The following is a 17,525-nucleotide window of genomic DNA, read 5'->3' as shown; positions in this document are numbered from 1 at the left end:
CGAGGCCATGCTCAGCTCTCGGCCTGGCGGAGTTGGTCGAGCTGGGTATGCAGGTGCGCCGGCATCTCGCGATAGACGTCCTCGAACATCGATTCGAGCGGCGGCGCATGGCCGTCGGCGAGCGTGCCGAAAGCCTCGGCCTCCTTCTGCGCCGCGCCGATCTCCTTTTCGAGCTCCGACTGCAGCGCCGCGTGCTGCGCGTCGGACCACGCGCCGAGCGCGATCAGGTGCGTCTTCAGCCGCGCTACGGGATCGCCGAGCGGGAAGCGCGCGGCATCGTCGGCCGGGCGGTACTTCGACGGATCGTCCGAGGTCGAGTGCGGGCCGGCGCGGTAGCTCACCCACTCGATCAGCGTCGGCCCGAGGTTGCTGCGCGCGCGCTCGGCGGCCCATTGCGAGGCCGCATACACGGCCAGGAAGTCGTTGCCGTCGACGCGCAGCGACGCGATGCCGCAGCCGACGCCGCGGCCCGCGAAGGTCGTGCCCTCGCCGCCGGCGATTGCCTGGAAGGTCGAGATCGCCCACTGGTTGTTGACGACGTTCAGGATCACCGGCGCGCGGTACACGTGCGCGAAGGTCAGCGCGGTGTGGAAGTCGGCCTCGGCGGTCGCGCCGTCGCCGATCCAGGCCGACGCGATCTTCGTGTCGCCCTTGATCGCCGACGCCATTGCCCAGCCCACCGCCTGGATGAACTGGGTCGCGAGGTTGCCGCTGATCGAGAAGAAGCCGGCGCGCTTCATCGAGTACATCACCGGCAGCTGGCGGCCCTTCAGCGGGTCGCGCTCGTTGCTCAGCAGCTGGCAGATCAGCGGCACCAGCGGCACGTCGTCGCGCGCGAGCAGCAGGCCCTGCTGGCGGTAGGTCGGGAAGCACATGTCGCCGTCGTTCAGCGCCAGCGCGTGGGCGCAGGCAATCGCCTCTTCGCCGAGGCTCTGCATGTAGAACGACATCTTCTTCTGGCGCTGCGCGATCAGCATGCGGGCGTCGAAGATGCGCGTCTTGAGCATCGCGCGCAGGCCGTGCACCAGCACCGCCGGCTCGAGCTGGGGGGCCCAGGGCCCGAGCGCGCGGCCGTCGTCGGCGAGCACGCGCACCAGCGCGGTCGCGAGGTCCCCGGTGTCGGCAGCCGGCACGTCGATCGCCGGGCGCCGCACCGCGCCGGCCTCGGACAGGTGCAGGTACGAGAAGTCGGTGTGCTGACCCGGCCGCCCGCTCGGCTCGGGCACATGCAAGCGAAGGTGTTGTTGCCGTTGTTGCTGTTGTTGCGACGCCATCACGGTCCTTCAGCGCCTGGCGGCGCGCGGATCAGCGTAGCGCGTACCGGCCCGCTCTGCCAGCGGGAGATTGCGGTGCTGCCGCGCAGCGCCTAAGCTGGAAACTACAAGCCCCCGCCACGGAGACCGATCATGAGCAACCACGTCTACAAGCTGCTGGAACTCGCGGGCTCGTCGACCACGAGCATCGAGGACGCGGTCCAGAACGCGATCGCGAAGGCGAACCAGAGCGTGCGCAACATCCACTGGTTCACGATCACCGAAACGCGCGGCCACGTCGAAGCCGGCAAGGTCGCGCACTGGCAGGTCACGCTGAAGGTCGGCTTCACGCTGGAGTAGCCGAGGTGGACACGCGCAGCGAACTGGCGGCGACCGTCCGCGCGCTGACCGCTGGCGCGAAGGGCCTGCTCGCCGCCGACGAGAGCGGCGCGACGATCGCGAAGCGCTTCAAGACGATCGGCGTCGAGTCGACCGACGAGAGCCGGCGCGCCTGGCGCAGCCTGTTGTTGGGCACGCCGGGCCTGGGCGAATACATCAGCGGCGTGATCCTGTTCGAAGAGACGCTCGGCCAGCGCGACGATGCCGGCACGCCCCTGCCGCAGCTCGCCGCGGAGCTCGGCATCGTGCCGGGCATCAAGGTCGATGCCGGCAAGATCGCGCTCGCGCACGCACCCGGCGACGAGATCACGCAAGGGCTCGACGGTCTCGCGCTGCGTCTCGAGGGCTACCGGCAGCAGGGCGCGCGCTTCGCGAAATGGCGCGCGGTCTACAACGTCGACCCGCAGCGGCCGAGCCCGCTCGCGATGCAGGCCAACGCCGAGGCGCTCGCGCGCTATGCCGCGATCTGCCAGGCGCAGGGTGTCGTGCCGATCGTCGAACCCGAGGTGCTGATGGACGGCGCGCACGACATCTCCCGCTGCGCCGAGGTCAGCGAGGCGGTCTGGCACGAGGTCTTCGCGGCACTGCGCCGGCACCGCGTCGAACCCGAACTGATGCTGCTCAAGCCGAGCATGGTGCTGCCGGGCAAGGAGCATGGGCCGCCGGCATCGCCCGACGCGGTCGCGCGCGCGACGCTCGCGGTGCTGCGCCGCAGCGTGCCGGCGGCCGTCGCCGGTATCTTCTTTCTCTCCGGCGGGCAGACACCCGTCGAGGCCAGCGCGAACCTGGCGGCGCTGAACCGCTGCGGGCCACAGCCGTGGCCGCTGAGCTTTTCGTACGGCCGCGCGCTGCAGGAGCCGGTGCTGGACGCGTGGCGCGGACAGGCCGCGAACCGGCGGGTCGCGCAGGCCGCGCTGCTCCGGCGTGCGCGGCTGAACAGCGCGGCGCGCGGCGGCCGCTATGACGCCGCGATGGAGGCCGCGCCCGACAAGACCTGAGGCGCTCGCGCCGCGGCGAGCGTCGCGACGATTTCACCGAGCCGCTTCAGGCTCGCATCGATTCGCGGCGACCAAGGCTCGGCGTAGTGGATGCGGATGAAGTGATCGAAGCGGTCGCTGCAGCTGAAGGTCGCGCCGGGCACCAGCCCGATGTGCTCGCGCCGGCCGATCTCGAACACCTTGCGCGAGCTCACCGACTTCGGCAGCTCGATCCACAGCATGAAGCCGCCCTGCGGCCGGCTCAGCCGGCAGCCTTCCGGAAAGTAGCGCGTCACCGCGTCGATCATGCGCTCGCATTGCGCGCGCGTCGCGGCGCGCAGCTTGCGCATGTGGTGGTCGTAGCCGCCGTCGTGCATGAACTCGGCGATCACCTCCTGCTGCAGCTGCGCGCCGGCGCACGAGGTGTGGAACTTCAGCGACTGCACCGCCGCGAAGTGGCGGCCCGGCGCGATCCAGCCGACGCGGTAGCCCGGGGCCAGCGTCTTCGTGAACGCCGAACACAGGATCACGTCGTCGGCGGTGTCGAAGCTCTTCAGCGCCGGCGGGCGCTCGTCGCCGAAGTGGGTCTCGCCGTAGATGTCGGTCTCGATCAGCGTGAAGCCGCGCTGCGCCGCGAGCGCGACCAGCCGCCGCTTGTTCTCGGTCGGCATCAGGCAGCCGAGCGGGTTGTGGAAGTTCGGGATCACGACGCACGCGGCGATCGCGCCCGCCTCGCGCGTCGCGAGGTCGAGCGCCTCGACCGACAGGCCGTCGCGCGGGTGCGTCGGGATCTCGAGCGAGCGCATGCCGAGCGAACGCACGATCTCGAGCAGCATCCAGTAGGTCGGCGATTCGAGTGCGATCGTGTCGCCGGGCTTGGCCGCGGCGCGCAGCGCGATCAGCAGCGCCTCGGTGCCGCCGTTCGTGATCACGATGTTCTCGGGCCGCAGCCGCAAGCCGGCGTTGACGCTGCGGCGCGCGATCTCCTTGCGCAGCGCGGTGCTGCCGAGCATCTCGTACTGCGACGCGTACTCCGGGTGCAGCCGGTTGATGCGCGCCGCGAGATGGCGCAGCTTCGCCTCCGGCAGCAGCGAACGCGCCGGCACGCAGCGGAACGAAGGCGCGGCGAGCGCATCGTCGGCGCCGAGCAGGAACTCGCGGGTCACGTCGTCCGGCGTCACGAAGCCGGCGCTGCTCATCCGCGTGTCGAGCTCGGGCTCGGGCAGCGGCGCCTGCTGGCGTGCGACGAAGTAGCCCGACTTCGGCCGCGCCTCGACCAGCGCGCGGTTCTCGAGCCAGCGGTACGCGAGCGTCGCGGTCGACACGCTGATGCCGTGCTGCTGGCACAGCTGCCGCACCGAAGGCAACCGGTCGCCGGTGCGCAGGCTGCCCTCGGCGATCGCGCGTTCGAGTTCGCCGGCGATGCGGTGGTAGAGCGGGAAACCGGGGGTCAGTGCGGTGTCCATGCCGGCTCAGCCCGCGCCGCGCCGGCGCGCGGTCACTTCGATCTCGATCCGCATGCGGGGGTCGGCCAGGCCGGCTGCGATCATCATCGCCGCCGGCCGCACCTCGCCGAACCAGCGGCGCAGTGTCGGCCAGCAGCGGCTGAAGTCGTTGCCGGGCGGCAGCACGTAGTTCACGCGCACCACGTCGTCGATGCGCGCGTTCGCCTGCGCCAAGGCCGCCTCGATGTTCTTCATGCACTGCTCGGTCTGCTCGACCAGGTCGTCGGCGATCGTCATCGCGGTGTAGTCGAAGCCGGTCGTGCCCGAGACGAAGACCCAGTCACCGTCGACGACTGCGCGCGAGTAGCCAATCTCGGCTTCGAAGGTGGAACCGGAACTGATCAGCTGACGGGTCATCGGGGCTTCCAGGGGGTCGCGACAGCGGATTGTCGGGCGCGCACCGCGGCCGTGACAGATACAGAAGCGTCCGCTTGTGACCAGCACAGCGCACGATCGTCACCACTGTGCCGGTGCAATTGCTTCGGCACTGAACGTAGCTTGCGCGCCGCCGTTGCGGAACACTGGCCGCATCCAACCCACGACCGGAGACCCCCATGCTGCGCCTGCGCCCACCCGTCACCCTGCGGCTCGAAACCGGCCGGCTGCTCGCCTGGCCGCGCCAGTCCGGCGTGCGCCTGCGCGTGCTCGCCGGCTCGGCCTGGGTCACGCAGGCGCACGACATGCAAGACCACTTCCTGCAGCCCGGGCAGACGCTGCTGTTGCGGCCCGGCGCGCGCGCGCTCATCGGGGCGGAGAAGGACGAGGTCTCGCTGCGCTTCGAGGCCGGTACCGGCTTCAGCCTGAAGGGCTTGTGGCAGCGCCTGCGCACGCCGCGCCCGACCCGCGGCGCGGCGCTGCCGCCGGGCGCGTGCTCGGTCTGATCGAGCGCGCCGCGCTTGCCATGACAATTGGTTCATGGCCAAGGAAAAGTCGATCTACATCTGCACCGAGTGCGGCGGCACGTCGGCCAAGTGGCTGGGCAAGTGCCCGAGCTGCGAAGCCTGGAACACGCTGGTCGAGTCGGTCGAAGAGGCGACGCCGAAGAACCGCTACAACCACACCGGCGCGCGCGGGCTGATCGCGAGCCAGCCGGTCGCAACGCTGTCGCAGATCGAGGCCAGCGATGTCGACCGCCAGCCGACCGGCATCGACGAACTCGACCGTGTGCTCGGCGGCGGCATCGTCGCCGGCGGCGTCGTGCTGATCGGCGGTGACCCCGGCATCGGCAAGTCGACGCTGCTGCTGCAGGCGCTCGACGAACTCGCGCGCAGCATGAAGACGCTGTACGTGACCGGCGAGGAGAGCGGCGCGCAGGTCGCGCTGCGCTCGCGCCGCCTCGGGCTCGATGGTTCGCAGGTCCGCGTGCTGGCCGAGATCCAGCTCGAGAAGATCGCCGCGACGCTCGCGCACGAGCAGCCCGCGGTCTGCGTGATCGATTCGATCCAGACCGTGTACAGCGATCAGCTCAGCTCGGCGCCCGGCTCGGTTGCGCAGGTGCGCGAGTGCGCGGCGCAGTTGACGCGCATCGCGAAGAGCAGCGGCACGACGATCATCCTCGTCGGCCACGTCACGAAGGAAGGCGCGCTCGCCGGCCCGCGCGTGCTCGAGCACATCGTCGACACCGTGCTGTACTTCGAGGGCGACACGCACTCGAGCTTCCGGCTCGTGCGCGCGATCAAGAACCGCTTCGGCGCGGTCAACGAGATCGGCGTGTTCGCGATGACCGAGAAGGGGCTGAAGGGCGTCGCGAACCCGAGCGCGATCTTCCTGTCGACGCATGGCGACCCGGTCGCGGGTTCGTGCGTGCTGGTCACGCTCGAAGGCACGCGGCCGCTGCTGGTCGAGATCCAGGCGCTGGTCGATTCGGGCGGGCCGTCGCCGCGACGCCTGTCGGTCGGCATCGAGCGCGACCGGCTCGCGATGATGCTCGCGGTGCTGCACCGCCATGCCGGCGTCAGCGCGTCGGACCAGGACGTGTTCGTCAACGCGGTCGGCGGCGTGCGCATCAGCGAGCCGGCGGCCGACCTCGCGGTGATGCTCGCGATCCAGAGCAGCCTGCGCGGCAAGGCGCTCCCGCGCGGCTTCATCGCGTTCGGCGAAGTCGGCCTCGCCGGCGAGGTGCGCCCGGCGCCGCGCGGCCAGGAGCGGCTGAAAGAGGCCGCGAAACTCGGCTTCTCGGTCGCGGTCGTACCGAAGGCGAATGCACCGAAGAAGGCGATCGAGGGCCTGACGATCCACGCGGTCGAACGCATCGAGCAGGCGATCGATCTGATACGAGGGCTGTGATGAAACGATTCGCCGCGATTTCCGATATCCACGGCAACCTGCCCGCGCTCGACGCGGTGCTCGCGGACATCGCCACCGCGCACGTCGATGGCATCGTCAACCTCGGTGACATCCTCTCCGGCCCGCTGTGGGCCGCGGCCACCGCCGACCGGCTGATGCCGCTGCAGCTGCCGACGATCGCCGGCAACCACGAGCGTCAGCTGCTGACGCAGGCCCGCGAACGGATGAGCGCCTCCGATGCGCACACCGACGCCGAGCTGCTGCCCGCGCAGCGCGCGTGGCTCGCGCGCCTGCCGCCGACGCTCGCGCTCAGTGATGAGGTCTTCTGCTGCCACGGCACGCCGACCAGCGACCTGCAGTACTTCCTCGAGACCGTCGTGCCCGGCTTCGCCGGTCTTGGTCTGGGCGCGAACGGCGTGCGGGCCGCGACATTGGCCGAGGCGACCGAGCGCGCCGGCCCGGCGCTGCAGGGTGTCGTGCACGGCCTGATCCTGTGCGGGCACACCCATGTGCCGCGCCTGCTGCGGCTGGCCGACGGGCGCCTGATCGTGAACCCGGGCAGCGTCGGTCTGCCGGGATTCGACGACGACCACGGCCATCCGCACGTGATCGAGAACCGCGCGCCGCATGCGCGCTATGCGCTGCTCGAGCGCGGCTCGGCCGGCTGGAGCGTGCAGCTCCGCGCCGTCGCCTACGACTGGGAAGCGGCGGCGCAGCGCGCCGAGCGCGAGCAGCGTCCCGACTGGGCGCACACGCTGCGCACCGGCTTCGTCGGGCTGCTCGAAGGCGCTCGCGCCGGTTGACGCGCGGGTAGTTCCGCGGTGGCACGGCCGGGGAGCGCTGACTACACTGCGCAGGCCCCTGCCCACACGACAGTCACCCTGGAGATGCGCAACATGTCATCGTCGCTGAAGTTCATGATCCCGGCCGCACTGGCCGCCGCCGGCCTCACGCTGGCCACTTCGGCACACGCCGGCAAGACGCTCGACGCGGTCAAGGCGCGCAGCCAGCTGATCTGTGGCGTCAACACGTCGTCACCCGGCTTCTCGGCCGCCGACAGCCAGGGCAAGTGGAGCGGCATCGATGTCGACTTCTGCCGCTCGGTCGCGGCCGCGGTGCTCGGCGACGCCAGCAAGGTCAAGTACGTGCCGCTGAACTCGCAGCAGCGCTTCGCGTCGCTGCAGGCCGGCGAGGTCGACGTGCTGAGCCGCAACAGCACCTGGACGCTGACGCGCGACGCCTCGCTCGGCGTCGTCTTCGCCGGCATCAACTACTTCGACGGCCAGGGCTACATGGTGCCGAAGAAGCTGAAGATCGACAGCGTCAAGAAGCTCAACGGTGCGACCGTCTGCGTGCAGGCCGGCACGACGAGCGAGAAGAACCTCGCCGATCACTACGCCGCGAATGGCATGAAGTACAAGCCGGTCGTGTTCGACACCGCCGAGGCGATGCGCAGCGCGTTCTTCTCGGGCCGCTGCCAGGTCTACTCGACCGACATGAGCGACCTGGCCGGCGCGCGCACGATGGCGCCGAATGCCGACGACTACGTGATCCTGCCCTACGTGATCTCGAAGGAGCCGCTCGGGCCGTCGGTGCGCCGCGGCGACGACGACTGGTTCCAGATCGTGCGCTGGACGCTGTTCGCCGCGCTCGAGGCCGAGGAAAACGGCCTGACCCGCGCCAACGTCGATGCGCAGAAGAGCAGCAGCAAGGACCCGGCGGTGCTGCGCTTCCTCGGCGTCTCCGAAGACACCGGCAAGCTGCTCGGCCTCGACAAGGACTGGGCCTACCGCATCGTCAAGCAGGTCGGCAACTACGGCGAGAGCTTCGAGGCCAACCTCGGCCCGAACTCGCCGCTGCACCTGCCGCGCGGCGCGAACAACCTGTGGAACAAGGGCGGCCTGATGTACGCCGCGCCGATCCGCTGATGACAGCCCCTCGCCCGATGAGTACATCGGTCGATCCCCCGAGGGTATGCGGGCCGGCTTGGGGCGGCCCGGCGCTCGGCCCGCGCCCCGATTGAAGGTCTCTCCAATAGGCGACGAAGCCTGGCGCGCGCGCGAACGCGCGCGCCGGCGGCACGAGTGGCTGCTGCAGGGTGCGCTTCTGTTGTTGCTCGTCGCGCTGGCCTTCGGCTTCGCGCACAACGTCGGCGCGAACCTCGCGGCGCGGCAGATCAAGTCCGGCTTCGGGTTCCTGACCGACCCGGCCGGCTTCAACATCGGCGAGCTGCTGTTCGAATATTCGGCGCGCGACAGCTACCTGCGCGCGTTCGGCGTCGGGATGGCGAACACGCTGCGCGTCGCGTTCGCCGGCATCGTGCTCGCGAGCCTGCTCGGCGTCGCCGTCGGGCTGATGCGGCTGGCGCGGCACCCGCTGCCGGTGCGGCTCGGCGGCGCGTACGTCGAGGTCTTCCGCAACGTGCCGCTGCTGATCCAGCTGCTCGCGATCTACCTGTTCGTCACCGAGTACTTGCCCGAGGCCTCCGAGGCCTGGGCCATCGACGGCGCCGCGCTGCTGTCGAAGGAGGGGCTGCAGATCGCGGTGCCCGAGCAGGGCTGGCTCGCGCTCGGCGTCGCCGCGGCGGCGTTCGTGCTCGCTGACGCCGCCGCGTGGCTCGCGGCGCGGCGCTGGCTGACGATCGGCGCGGGGCTCGTCGCCTTGGGTGCCGGTGCGCTCGCGGCGCTGCTCGCGTGGCTCGCGTGCGGCACGCTGGGCGGCTGGTCGCACCCGCTGCGCGAAGGCTTCCTGATCAGCGGCGGCGCGTCGCTGACGCCGGAGTTCCTCGCGCTGTGGCTGGGCCTGTCGCTGTTCACGTCGAGCGCGATCGCCGAGCTGGTGCGCGCCGGCGCGCTCGCGGTGCCGATCGGGCAGAGCCATGCGGCCCTCGCGCTCGGCCTGACGCACGGCCAGGCGATGGGCGCGGTGATCTTTCCGCAGGCGCTGCGGCTGGCGATCCCGCCGCTGGCGAGCCAGTACATGAACCTGGTGAAGAACTCGTCGCTCGCGGTCGTCATCGGCTATCCCGACCTGGTCTCGATCGCGAACACCTCGATCAACCAGAACGGGCAGGCGCTCGAGGTCATCGTGATCATCATGGCGGTCTACCTGGCGCTGAACCTCGTGATCGCCGCGATCATGAACACGGTCAACGCGCACGTGACGCGCGCGCCGCGATGAACGCACCGCCCGCGGCCCGTCTCGCCGAGCGCATCCGTGCGCGCTGGTTCTTCAGCCCGTTCGCGAGCGCGGTCACGCTCGCGGCGCTCGCGCTGCTGGCCTGGGCACTGTGGATCGCGCTCGGCTGGGGTGTCGCGCGTGCGGTCGCAGCACCCGACCTCACGGCCTGCAAGGCGCTCGCGCACCGCGGCGCGTGCTGGGGCTTCGTCGCCGAGAAGTGGCGGCTGATCCTGTTCGGCCGCTATCCGTATGCGGACCAGTGGCGCCCCGCGCTCGCGACCTTCGCGATCGTCGCGATGCTGCTCGTGACCGCGTGGCCGCGCAGCTGGGCGCATGCGCGTTGGCTGTCGGCCGGCTGGGCGCTCGCGTTCGCGCTGTTCTTCGCGCTGCTCGCGGGCGGCGTGTTCGGCCTCGCGCCGGTCGGCTCCGATCGTTGGGGCGGGCTGCCGCTGACGGTGATCCTGACGCTGATCGGCGTCGCCGCGTCGGCACCGATCGGTGTCGCGCTCGCGCTCGCGCGACGCTCGTCGATGCTGCTGCTGCGCACGCTCGCCACGGCCTACATCGAGCTGGTGCGCGGCGTGCCGCTGATCACGGTGCTGTTCGTCGCGACCTTCGTGTTCCCGCTGATCCTGCCGGCCGGCTGGCGCATCGACCCGTTCTGGCGTGTCGCGATCGGCCTCGTGCTGTTCCAGGCGGCCTACATGGCCGAGGCCGTGCGCGGCGGGCTGCAAAGCGTGCCGCGCGCGCAGCACGACGCGGCACGTTCGATCGGGCTGACCTACGCGCAGGTGCAGCGCTACGTGATCCTGCCGCAGGCGCTGGTCGCGGTGATCCCGGCCTTCGTCAACAGCCTGCTGTCGGCCTTCATGGACACCTCGCTCGTCACCGTCGTCTCGATGTACGACCTGACCGGCTCGCTGCGTCTGGCGCTCGGCGACCCGCAGTGGCGCGACTTCTTCGTCGAAGGCTATCTGTTCGTCGCGGCCGTCTACTTCGGCGCCTGCTTCGCGATGTCGCGCTACAGCCTGTGGCTGGAGCGGCGGCTGAAGGTCGCGCATTGACACCATCGCCCTTGTCATCGGGCCGCGCGCCCGCACGTTGGAATGCCACGCCGGTCGCGGCATCGATTCGGAGGTCAGCATCATGTTCAAGCGCATCTCGGTGCTCTGGTCGCTCGTGAAGGGCGATGCGCGCCTGCTGTGGCGTGCGCTGCGCCACCCGCAATCGCCCGGCTGGCTCAAGCTCGGCACGCTCGGCGTCGTGCTGTACGTGCTGTCGCCGGTCGACCTGATCCCCGACGTGATCCCGGTCATCGGCGTGCTCGACGACGTCGTGCTGGTGCCGCTGGCGATCCGCTTCCTGCTGAACCGGCTGCCGGCGCGGCTGCGCGCCGACATCGGGGCCGGGCCGCGGGCCGCATGAATCCCTGGATCGGTTGGGCGCTGGCCGGCGCCGCGGTCGTCGCCGGCTGGTTCGGCTACGGCTGGCCGGGGCTGGCGCTCGCGTTCAGCGTGATCGTGTTTTGGTTGCTGATCCAGTTCAGCCGCTCGCTGCGCGTGATGCGCAATGCCTCCGATGCACCGGTCGGCCACGTGCCGAGCGCGGTGATGCTGCATGCCAAGCTGCGCGTCGGGCTGCCGATGCTGCAGATCGTCACGCTGACGAAGAGCCTCGGCCGGCGCGTCGCCGAGGCGCCCGAGACCTGGGCCTGGGCCGACGAGTCTGGCACCGAGGTTCGCATCGTGCTCGACGCGAATGGCCGCTGCGCGAGCTGGACCCTGAACCGCCCGGCCGAGGCTGCACCGGGCTGACGGCGATGCAGCTGATCGACGCCGCGACGACGCGCCGACACCTCGGCTTCGCCCCGCTGGTCGCCGCACTGCGCGCGATGTTCGTCGCCGGCTGCGAGGTGCCGCAGCGCGGCACGCACCGCATCGGCGACGCCGGAACGATCCTGCTGATGCCGGCCTGGCGCGTCGGCGCGCGGCTCGGCGTCAAGACCGTCACGATCTTCCCCGGCAACGGCGCGCGCGGCCTGCCGGGGCTGCATTCGACCTACCTGCTGTTCGATGCCGAAACCGGCGTGCCGCTCGCCCAGCTCGACGGCAACGAGATCACCTCGCGCCGCACCGCGGCGGCCTCGGCGCTGGCCGCGTCGTTCCTCGCACGGGCCGATGCCCGCCGGCTGCTGATCGTCGGCAGCGGCCGCGTCGCCGCGCTGCTGGCCGAGGCGATGCGCGCGGTCCGGCCGATCGACGCGGTGCGGGTCTGGAACCACCGGCCGGAATCGGCGCAGGCGCTGGCCACCGCGCTGCGTGCGGACGGCTTCGATGCCAGCGCAACCGACGACCTCGCGCAGGGCGTCGCCGCGGCCGACATCGTCAGCTGTGCGACCCTGTCGAGCGCCGCGCTGATCCGCGGCAAATGGCTGCGCCCGGGCGCGCACCTCGACCTGATCGGCAGCTTCACGCCGCAGATGCGCGAGGCCGATGCAGCCTGCTTCGCGCACAGCCGCGTGTTCGTCGACAGCGCCGAGGCGCTGGCGAAATCGGGCGACCTGCTCGGCGCGATCGCCGAAGGCGCGTTCGATGCCGCGCAACTGCAGGGCACGCTCGCCGAGCTGTGCGCCGGCGCGCGGCCGGGACGACGCAACGCGGCCGAGCACACCGTGTTCAAGGCCGTCGGCACCGCACTCGAAGACCTCGCGGCGGCCGAGCTGGTGTTCGACGCGGTGCAGCGCGAATCGCTACCATCGTCGGCTCGTCCGAAGCCACCCGACACCGCACCGTGACCGAACTCGCTGCCGCACCGAAGCCCCGCACAATCCGCTGGTACTGGGAAGACTTTCCGGTCGGCAACGTGCGCGAGTTCGGGGCCTGTGCCGTGACCCGCGACGCGATGCTCGCGTTCGCCGCGCAGTTCGACCCGCAGCCCTTTCACCTCGACGACGCGGCCGCCGAGGCCTCGCTGTTCGGCAAGCTCTCGGCGAGCGGCTGGCACACCTGCGCGATGGCGATGCGGATGATGTGCGACGACTACCTGCTCGAATCCAGCAGCCTCGGTTCGCCCGGCATCGACAGCCTGCGCTGGACCCAGCCGGTGTTCGCCGGCGACACGCTCAGCGTGCGACTCACGACGCTCGAATCCCGGCCGATGGCGAGCCGGCCGAAGGTCGGCCTGGTGCTGTCGAAGTGGGAGGTGCTGAACCAGCAGCGCGAACTCGTGCTGACGATGCAGGGCTGGGGCATGTTCGGCCGCCGCGAACCGGCGGGCAGCTGACCGGCCGCCGCGCTGGCCTGCTCAAGCGCGGCGCAACTGGCGGCCGTCGATCCGCACCCGGTCGCCGACGCGCAGGCCGTTCAGGCGCGACTCTTCGTAGGTCCGCCAGCGGCCGTTGTCGAGCCGCACCGTGACCCGGTAGCCGACCACCCGCTTGTTGATGTTGCGCTCGACGTTGTTGCCGGCCACCGCGCCGCCAGCGGCGCCGAGCACCGTCATCGCGGCACGGCCGCCGCCATGGCCGAACTGGTTGCCGACGACCCCGCCGAGCACGCCGCCGATGACTGCGCCCTTGCCGGTTCCCGGTGGCCGCTCGCGGATCGGTTCGATCCGCTCGACCCGCCCGACGCGATGGCTGGCGATCGCGCGCGCTGCCGGCGCAGGGTGCACGGCGGCTGGCGCGGGCGCGCGCGGCAGCGCGACCGCGTCGTCGGGGGCCACGGCCGCGGGCGGCTGATCGGTGCGCGGCACCGGGATGGCCCATGCACCCGAGCCGAGCGCACTCGCGCCGAACGCCAATGCAACCAGAAAGCGCTGTCTCATGCTTGGATCATCGCCGCCGCACGGGCGCCGATCCACCTGACAACGGCGCCATTTCGTGTCGGACGCAGCCGACACGCTGACGGCGCGACGGGTTTTCAGCGCAGGTGCAGCGCGCCGCCGCCGAACAGGCCGATCAGGCCGATCGCGATCAGGTAGACCGCGACGATGACGTTCAGCAACTTCGGCATGATCAGGATCAGCACGCCGGCGAGCAGCGAAATCAGCGGGGTCAGGCTCAGGTGGATGTTCATCGGAAAGTCTTCGTGGAGGAAGGTTGGTTCAACAGAGTGCCGCGCGGTGCCGTCGATCACGCCGGCGCCAGCGCGCCGCGGTCCGCGCGCAGCAGCGTCTCGAGGCACTGGTCGCGGATGCCGTAGAAGGCCTTGAGCGTGTCGACCTGCTGCCAGGCCTCGGGTGCAGGCTTCGCATCGGCGCGCTTCACCGCGAGGATCATCTTGTTCTTGTTCGTGTGCTCGAGAGAAACGAACTCGAACACCTGCGTGTCGTAACCGCAGGCGTCGAGCAGCAGCGCGCGCAGCGAGTCGGTCAGCATCTCGGCCTGCTGGCCCAGGTGCACGCCGTGCTTCAGGATCGGCCGCAGCGGGTGGGGCTGCAGCAGCTGCGGGCGCAGCTCCTTGTGGCAGCACGGCGAGCACATGATGACCTGCGCGCCGGCGCAAACGCCGGTGTGGATCGCGAAGTCGGTCGCGGTGTCGCAGGCGTGCAGCGCGATCATGATGTCGATCGCTTCGGGCACGACGCTGCGCACGTCGCCCTGCTCGAAGCGCAATCCCGCCAGGCCCAGGCGTGTCGCCGCGCCGTTGCAAAGCGTCACCATGTCGGGCCGCAGCTCGACGCCCGCGACCTGCGCCGGCAGGCCCAGCGTGTGGCACAGGTAATCGTGCAGCGCGAAGGTCAGGTAGCCCTTGCCGCTGCCGAAATCGACCACGTCGAGCCGGGCCGCGTTCTTCAGCGGCGTCGCGTCGAGCGCGTGGTCCAGCACCTCGACGAACTTGTTGATCTGCTTCCACTTGCGCGCCATCGCCGGCACGAGCCGGTGCTGCGCATCGGTCACGCCGAGCTCGGTCAGGAACGCGCGGTCGAGATCGAGGAAGCGGTGCTTCTCGCGGTCGTGCGCGGCCGGCGCAGCGGCCATGGGGCCCGCGTGACCGCGCAGCAGCGTCGGCTTGCCCTTCTTGCTGATCAGCAGCTGGATCTCTTCGTCGGCGGTGAACAGGTGCGCGTGCTTGAACGTCGTGTCGAGCAGCTCGCGGACCTGCCGCACGCTGTCGGCGAAGCGCGCGTTCTTCGTGATGTCGCGCGTCTTGTGCGTGTGCACGAACGACAGCTGCGCTTCGCCCCTCAGCAGCACCGGCCGCACCGACACGCGCAGCAGATCGGCGCCGGCCAAGCGCGGCCGCACCGACACGCGCAGCAGATCGGCGCCGGCCAAGCGCGGCTTCGCGAGCACGAGTTTCGCGAACGAGGCATCGGCCAGCGCAGCTTCGAAGCGCGCGATGAACGCGTTGATGGGGTCTTCCTCGGTCATGGCTGCTAGTGTAGAGACCCATGGCAACGCGCCGCTCCCGCAAGCACCACTACAGCGTCTACGTCGTCGAGCTGTCCGACGCGGTCTGGAACTCGTCCGGCTTCCGCAAGGCGAACCCGGATCACGTGCTCGGCAAGCCCTTCGTCTATGTCGGCATGACCGGGCTCGACCCGGACCTGCGCTTCGACCGCCACAAGGCCGGCATCCAGTCGAACCGCTATGTGCGCGACTACGGCGTGCGGCTGCTGCCGCAGCTCTACGCGGTCTACAACCCGATGCCCTATCACGGCGCCTGCGAGATGGAGGTCGAACTCGGCATCGCGCTGCGCGAGGCGGGCTATGGGGTCTGGCAGGGTTGATGCAACGACGCGGCGGGCCTGCGATCATTGCGGCGATGAACAACACCGGCTTCACGCTGTTCGACACGCCGATCGGCGCCTGCGCGCTGGTCTGGGGCGAGCATGGGTTGCTCGGCTGCTCGCTGCCCGGGGCCAGCGCCGCGGCCACGCGCGCGCACCTGCAGCGGCGTTTTCGCGATGCGCGCGAGCAGGCACCGCCGCCCGCCGTGGCGCAGGTGATCGATCGCGTCCGGGCGCTGCTGCAGGGCGGCTCCGACGACGACCTGGCCGACATCGCGCTCGACATGCGCGACGTGCCGGCGTTCCACCAGCGCGTCTACGCGCTCGCGCGCGCGATCCCGCCGGGCGCGACCCGCAGCTACGGCGAACTCGCGCTCGAACTCGGCGCGGCGCAACTCGCGCGCGCGGTCGGCCAGGCGCTGGGCGCGAACCCGTTCCCGATCATCGTGCCCTGCCACCGCGTGCTCGCGGCCGGCAGCAAGGCGGGCGGCTTCTCGGCGCCGGGCGGCACGCGCACGAAACTGCGGCTGCTCGAGATCGAAGGCGCGCCGCTCGGCGGCGCGCCGGGCCTGTTCGACGCCTGACAGGCTGGGCGAGCGCCGGCGCGGCAGCGTTGCGATTCGTCACGTAAACCGCAGCGGCGAACCCGGCGTTGGAGTCGCAAGCCAGGCGAATGCCGCCGGCTCGCTCCAGAGCGGGCACACGACGCTCGTCTGTCAACGAAAGCACCCTCCCCATGAACAAGATTCTTGCCACTGCCGCGCTGTTGTCGATCTTCGCCGCGAGCTCGTTCGCGCAAGCGCCGGCCGCGTCGGCACCGGCCGCGAAGAAGCCAGCGGCCGAAGCCGCGGCGCCGGCTTCCGCGGCGTCGTCGTCCGGCAAGCACATGAAGCACCACAAGGGCCACGCCAAGGCGGCCGGCTCGGCGGCTTCGGGCGCCGCGAAGTAGCCCGCCTGCGTCGCTACCGGACGGCCGCGACGCGGCCGGACGGATAGCGCGCCAGCCCCGCCAGCGCCATCACGCAGAAGATCGCGCCGGCATGGAAGGTCGATGCCGCGCCGAGCCGATCCCAGATCAGCCCGGCGAGTGCGCTTGCGATCAGCAGCGCGAGGCCGCTCATCAGGTTGAACAGCCCGTAGGCCGTGCCACGCAGATCGGCCGGCGCGGTGTCGGCCACCATCGCGGCGAGCAGGCCCTGCGTCATTCCCATGTGCACGCCCCACAGCGCCACGCCGACGAGCACCGTGGTCCAGTGGTCGCCGGCGCCGAGAACGAGATCGGCGGCCACCAGCACGACCAGCCCGGCCGCGAGCAGCTTCGTGCGGCTGACCCGGTCCGAGAGCTTGCCGAACGGGTAGGCCGACGCGGCATAGACGAGATTCATCGCCACCATCACCAGCGGCACCAGCGCAATCGGCACGCCGCCCTGCTGCGCGCGCAGGACCAGAAACGCCTCGCTGAAGCGCGCCAGCGTGAACACGGCGCCGATGCCGACGACCCACCAGTACGCGCTGCCGAGCCGCACGAGGTTCTCGCGACGGATCGGATTCGTCCGCTTCGCGTCGGCATGTCGAGCCGGCTCGTGCACGCCGAAGAACAGCAGCGCGACGGCGAGCAGACCCGGGATCAGCGCGACCCAGAACACCTTCCTGAAATCGTCGGCCCACCACAGCATCAGCCCGACGGCGAACAGCGGGCCGAGGAAGGCGCCGACCGTGTCGAGCGACTGGCGCAGCCCGAAGGCCGCGCCGCGCAAGGTCGGCGGCGCGATGTCGGCGACCAGCGCATCGCGCGGTGCGCCCCGGATGCCTTTGCCGACGCGGTCGAGCAGGCGCGCCGTCAGCACCGTGCCGGTCGCCCCGGCGACGGCGAACAGCGGCTTGGTCAACGCGCCGAGCGCATACCCGAACAGCGCCAGCCCCTTGCGCCTGCCGAGGTAGTCGCTCAGCGTGCCCGAGAACACCTTGACGACGAGCGCGGTCGACTCGCCCAGCCCTTCGACCAGGCCGAGCGTGAAGGCGCTGGCCCCGAGCACACCGACCATGAACATCGGCAACAGGCTGTGGATCATCTCCGACGAGATGTCCATCAGCAGGCTGACGAAGCCGAGCATCCAGACCCCGGCCGGCATCTGCCTCAGCGTGCCGAGGCGGGTCTTGCCGGTCATCGGCCGGCTGTGGGTGTCGAGCAT

Annotated in this window: 22 protein-coding genes; 15 read left to right on the top strand and 7 right to left on the bottom strand. The window is 70.7% G+C overall.

The genetic code is table 11. The annotated features are described in order from the left end of the window. Positions 1-11: 11 nt before the first annotated feature. Complete coding sequence (locus tag AC1DTW_RS14810) at positions 12-1,274, bottom strand: thiamine pyrophosphate-dependent enzyme (RefSeq protein WP_477981971.1); 1,263 nt, start codon at positions 1,272-1,274, stop codon at positions 12-14. Positions 1,275-1,406: 132 nt separating this feature from the next. Between AC1DTW_RS14810 and AC1DTW_RS14805 the strand changes: the two genes are divergently transcribed. After that, on the top strand, positions 1,407-1,613 hold the full coding sequence (locus tag AC1DTW_RS14805; protein WP_477981970.1) for a dodecin: 207 nt from the start codon (positions 1,407-1,409) through the stop codon (positions 1,611-1,613). Positions 1,614-1,618: 5 nt separating this feature from the next. Next, on the top strand, positions 1,619-2,650 hold the full coding sequence (locus AC1DTW_RS14800; protein WP_477981969.1) for a class I fructose-bisphosphate aldolase: 1,032 nt from the start codon (positions 1,619-1,621) through the stop codon (positions 2,648-2,650). Here AC1DTW_RS14800 and AC1DTW_RS14795 read toward each other — a convergent pair. Both AC1DTW_RS14795 and AC1DTW_RS14790 read right to left on the bottom strand, forming a co-directional pair. Then, positions 2,611-4,095 carry an aminotransferase-like domain-containing protein gene (locus AC1DTW_RS14795; RefSeq protein WP_477981968.1) on the bottom strand — a complete coding sequence of 495 codons (1,485 nt, stop codon included), beginning with the start codon at positions 4,093-4,095 and terminating at the stop codon, positions 2,611-2,613. The two genes, AC1DTW_RS14800 and AC1DTW_RS14795, sit on opposite strands and share 40 nt — an antisense overlap. Before the next feature lie 6 nt (positions 4,096-4,101). Then, the gene (locus tag AC1DTW_RS14790) at positions 4,102-4,491 is read right to left on the bottom strand and encodes a RidA family protein (RefSeq protein ID WP_477981967.1); all 390 of its coding nucleotides are present in this window, start codon (positions 4,489-4,491) and stop codon (positions 4,102-4,104) included. 197 nt (positions 4,492-4,688) lie between these two features. On the opposite strand from AC1DTW_RS14790, the gene AC1DTW_RS14785 reads away from it, so the two are divergent. The 10 genes from AC1DTW_RS14785 to AC1DTW_RS14740 all read left to right on the top strand — a co-directional run bounded on the left by AC1DTW_RS14785 (position 4,689) and on the right by AC1DTW_RS14740 (position 12,882). Continuing rightward, positions 4,689-5,015 (top strand): DUF2917 domain-containing protein, encoded by a 327-nt coding sequence (locus AC1DTW_RS14785; RefSeq protein WP_477981966.1) that lies wholly within the window; start codon positions 4,689-4,691, stop codon positions 5,013-5,015. Between the two features lie 34 nt (positions 5,016-5,049). Next, the gene (radA, locus tag AC1DTW_RS14780; protein WP_477981965.1) at positions 5,050-6,420 is read left to right on the top strand and encodes a DNA repair protein RadA; all 1,371 of its coding nucleotides are present in this window, start codon (positions 5,050-5,052) and stop codon (positions 6,418-6,420) included. After that, on the top strand, positions 6,420-7,223 hold the full coding sequence (locus tag AC1DTW_RS14775) for a metallophosphoesterase family protein (protein ID WP_477981964.1): 804 nt from the start codon (positions 6,420-6,422) through the stop codon (positions 7,221-7,223). The genes radA and AC1DTW_RS14775 overlap by 1 nt, the downstream gene beginning before the upstream one ends. A 93-nt stretch (positions 7,224-7,316) precedes the next feature. After that, the gene (locus tag AC1DTW_RS14770; RefSeq protein ID WP_477981963.1) at positions 7,317-8,348 is read left to right on the top strand and encodes an amino acid ABC transporter substrate-binding protein; all 1,032 of its coding nucleotides are present in this window, start codon (positions 7,317-7,319) and stop codon (positions 8,346-8,348) included. Between the two features lie 91 nt (positions 8,349-8,439). Further along, complete coding sequence (locus AC1DTW_RS14765) at positions 8,440-9,600, top strand: amino acid ABC transporter permease (protein WP_477981961.1); 1,161 nt, start codon at positions 8,440-8,442, stop codon at positions 9,598-9,600. Beyond that, positions 9,597-10,664 (top strand): amino acid ABC transporter permease, encoded by a 1,068-nt coding sequence (locus AC1DTW_RS14760; RefSeq protein ID WP_477981960.1) that lies wholly within the window; start codon positions 9,597-9,599, stop codon positions 10,662-10,664. The genes AC1DTW_RS14765 and AC1DTW_RS14760 overlap by 4 nt, the downstream gene beginning before the upstream one ends. 82 nt (positions 10,665-10,746) lie before the next feature. Then, positions 10,747-11,025 (top strand): YkvA family protein, encoded by a 279-nt coding sequence (locus AC1DTW_RS14755; protein ID WP_477981959.1) that lies wholly within the window; start codon positions 10,747-10,749, stop codon positions 11,023-11,025. Beyond that, positions 11,022-11,414 carry a hypothetical protein gene (locus AC1DTW_RS14750; protein ID WP_477981958.1) on the top strand — a complete coding sequence of 131 codons (393 nt, stop codon included), beginning with the start codon at positions 11,022-11,024 and terminating at the stop codon, positions 11,412-11,414. Before AC1DTW_RS14755 ends, AC1DTW_RS14750 begins: the two co-directional genes overlap by 4 nt. 5 nt (positions 11,415-11,419) lie before the next feature. After that, entirely contained in the window at positions 11,420-12,394 is a 975-nt protein-coding gene (gene lhpI, locus AC1DTW_RS14745; protein WP_477981957.1) for a bifunctional Delta(1)-pyrroline-2-carboxylate/Delta(1)-piperideine-2-carboxylate reductase, read from the top strand. Then, entirely contained in the window at positions 12,391-12,882 is a 492-nt protein-coding gene (locus AC1DTW_RS14740) for a MaoC family dehydratase (RefSeq protein WP_477981956.1), read from the top strand. The genes lhpI and AC1DTW_RS14740 overlap by 4 nt, the downstream gene beginning before the upstream one ends. Positions 12,883-12,903: 21 nt before the next feature. On the opposite strand, the gene AC1DTW_RS14735 is transcribed toward AC1DTW_RS14740, so the two are convergent. From AC1DTW_RS14735 to AC1DTW_RS14725, 3 genes are all read right to left on the bottom strand, one after another. Further along, positions 12,904-13,425, bottom strand: a complete 522-nt coding sequence (locus tag AC1DTW_RS14735; RefSeq protein WP_477981955.1) for a glycine zipper 2TM domain-containing protein — start codon at positions 13,423-13,425, stop codon at positions 12,904-12,906. A 95-nt stretch (positions 13,426-13,520) separates the two neighbouring features. Next, complete coding sequence (locus AC1DTW_RS14730) at positions 13,521-13,676, bottom strand: DUF3096 domain-containing protein (RefSeq protein ID WP_477981954.1); 156 nt, start codon at positions 13,674-13,676, stop codon at positions 13,521-13,523. Positions 13,677-13,732: 56 nt separating this feature from the next. Continuing rightward, entirely contained in the window at positions 13,733-14,974 is a 1,242-nt protein-coding gene (locus AC1DTW_RS14725) for a class I SAM-dependent methyltransferase (protein ID WP_477981953.1), read from the bottom strand. A gap of 20 nt (positions 14,975-14,994) precedes the next feature. On the opposite strand from AC1DTW_RS14725, the gene AC1DTW_RS14720 reads away from it, so the two are divergent. The 3 genes from AC1DTW_RS14720 (at position 14,995) to AC1DTW_RS14710 (ending at position 16,282) form a co-directional block, all read left to right on the top strand. Continuing rightward, complete coding sequence (locus AC1DTW_RS14720; RefSeq protein WP_477981952.1) at positions 14,995-15,333, top strand: hypothetical protein; 339 nt, start codon at positions 14,995-14,997, stop codon at positions 15,331-15,333. A 35-nt stretch (positions 15,334-15,368) separates the two neighbouring features. Further along, positions 15,369-15,917 carry a methylated-DNA--[protein]-cysteine S-methyltransferase gene (locus AC1DTW_RS14715; protein WP_477981951.1) on the top strand — a complete coding sequence of 183 codons (549 nt, stop codon included), beginning with the start codon at positions 15,369-15,371 and terminating at the stop codon, positions 15,915-15,917. A 152-nt stretch (positions 15,918-16,069) separates the two neighbouring features. Further along, on the top strand, positions 16,070-16,282 hold the full coding sequence (locus tag AC1DTW_RS14710; RefSeq protein WP_477981950.1) for a hypothetical protein: 213 nt from the start codon (positions 16,070-16,072) through the stop codon (positions 16,280-16,282). A gap of 13 nt (positions 16,283-16,295) precedes the next feature. Here the strand turns inward: AC1DTW_RS14710 and AC1DTW_RS14705 are convergent, their stop codons facing one another. Next, entirely contained in the window at positions 16,296-17,465 is a 1,170-nt protein-coding gene (locus AC1DTW_RS14705) for an MFS transporter (RefSeq protein ID WP_477982102.1), read from the bottom strand. Between the last annotated feature and the right edge of the window lie 60 nt (positions 17,466-17,525).

It is taken from the genome of Rhizobacter sp. P5_A1 (assembly GCF_056400745.1).
This window is presented reverse-complemented; position numbering and strand designations above follow the sequence as displayed.

Coding starts and splice junctions, on each gene's coding strand:
- AC1DTW_RS14795 (WP_477981968.1), bottom strand. CDS start 4,095: ATGGACACCGCACTGACCCCCGGTTTCCCGCTCTACCACCGCATCGCC.
- AC1DTW_RS14725 (WP_477981953.1), bottom strand. CDS start 14,974: ATGACCGAGGAAGACCCCATCAACGCGTTCATCGCGCGCTTCGAAGCT.
- AC1DTW_RS14805 (WP_477981970.1), top strand. CDS start 1,407: ATGAGCAACCACGTCTACAAGCTGCTGGAACTCGCGGGCTCGTCGACC.
- AC1DTW_RS14785 (WP_477981966.1), top strand. CDS start 4,689: ATGCTGCGCCTGCGCCCACCCGTCACCCTGCGGCTCGAAACCGGCCGG.
- AC1DTW_RS14735 (WP_477981955.1), bottom strand. CDS start 13,425: ATGAGACAGCGCTTTCTGGTTGCATTGGCGTTCGGCGCGAGTGCGCTC.
- AC1DTW_RS14710 (WP_477981950.1), top strand. CDS start 16,070: ATGAACAAGATTCTTGCCACTGCCGCGCTGTTGTCGATCTTCGCCGCG.
- radA (WP_477981965.1), top strand. CDS start 5,050: ATGGCCAAGGAAAAGTCGATCTACATCTGCACCGAGTGCGGCGGCACG.
- AC1DTW_RS14715 (WP_477981951.1), top strand. CDS start 15,369: ATGAACAACACCGGCTTCACGCTGTTCGACACGCCGATCGGCGCCTGC.
- AC1DTW_RS14770 (WP_477981963.1), top strand. CDS start 7,317: ATGTCATCGTCGCTGAAGTTCATGATCCCGGCCGCACTGGCCGCCGCC.
- AC1DTW_RS14755 (WP_477981959.1), top strand. CDS start 10,747: ATGTTCAAGCGCATCTCGGTGCTCTGGTCGCTCGTGAAGGGCGATGCG.
- AC1DTW_RS14760 (WP_477981960.1), top strand. CDS start 9,597: ATGAACGCACCGCCCGCGGCCCGTCTCGCCGAGCGCATCCGTGCGCGC.
- AC1DTW_RS14810 (WP_477981971.1), bottom strand. CDS start 1,274: ATGGCGTCGCAACAACAGCAACAACGGCAACAACACCTTCGCTTGCAT.
- AC1DTW_RS14705 (WP_477982102.1), bottom strand. CDS start 17,465: ATGCCGGCCGGGGTCTGGATGCTCGGCTTCGTCAGCCTGCTGATGGAC.
- AC1DTW_RS14730 (WP_477981954.1), bottom strand. CDS start 13,676: ATGAACATCCACCTGAGCCTGACCCCGCTGATTTCGCTGCTCGCCGGC.
- lhpI (WP_477981957.1), top strand. CDS start 11,420: ATGCAGCTGATCGACGCCGCGACGACGCGCCGACACCTCGGCTTCGCC.
- AC1DTW_RS14790 (WP_477981967.1), bottom strand. CDS start 4,491: ATGACCCGTCAGCTGATCAGTTCCGGTTCCACCTTCGAAGCCGAGATT.
- AC1DTW_RS14775 (WP_477981964.1), top strand. CDS start 6,420: ATGAAACGATTCGCCGCGATTTCCGATATCCACGGCAACCTGCCCGCG.
- AC1DTW_RS14720 (WP_477981952.1), top strand. CDS start 14,995: ATGGCAACGCGCCGCTCCCGCAAGCACCACTACAGCGTCTACGTCGTC.
- AC1DTW_RS14750 (WP_477981958.1), top strand. CDS start 11,022: ATGAATCCCTGGATCGGTTGGGCGCTGGCCGGCGCCGCGGTCGTCGCC.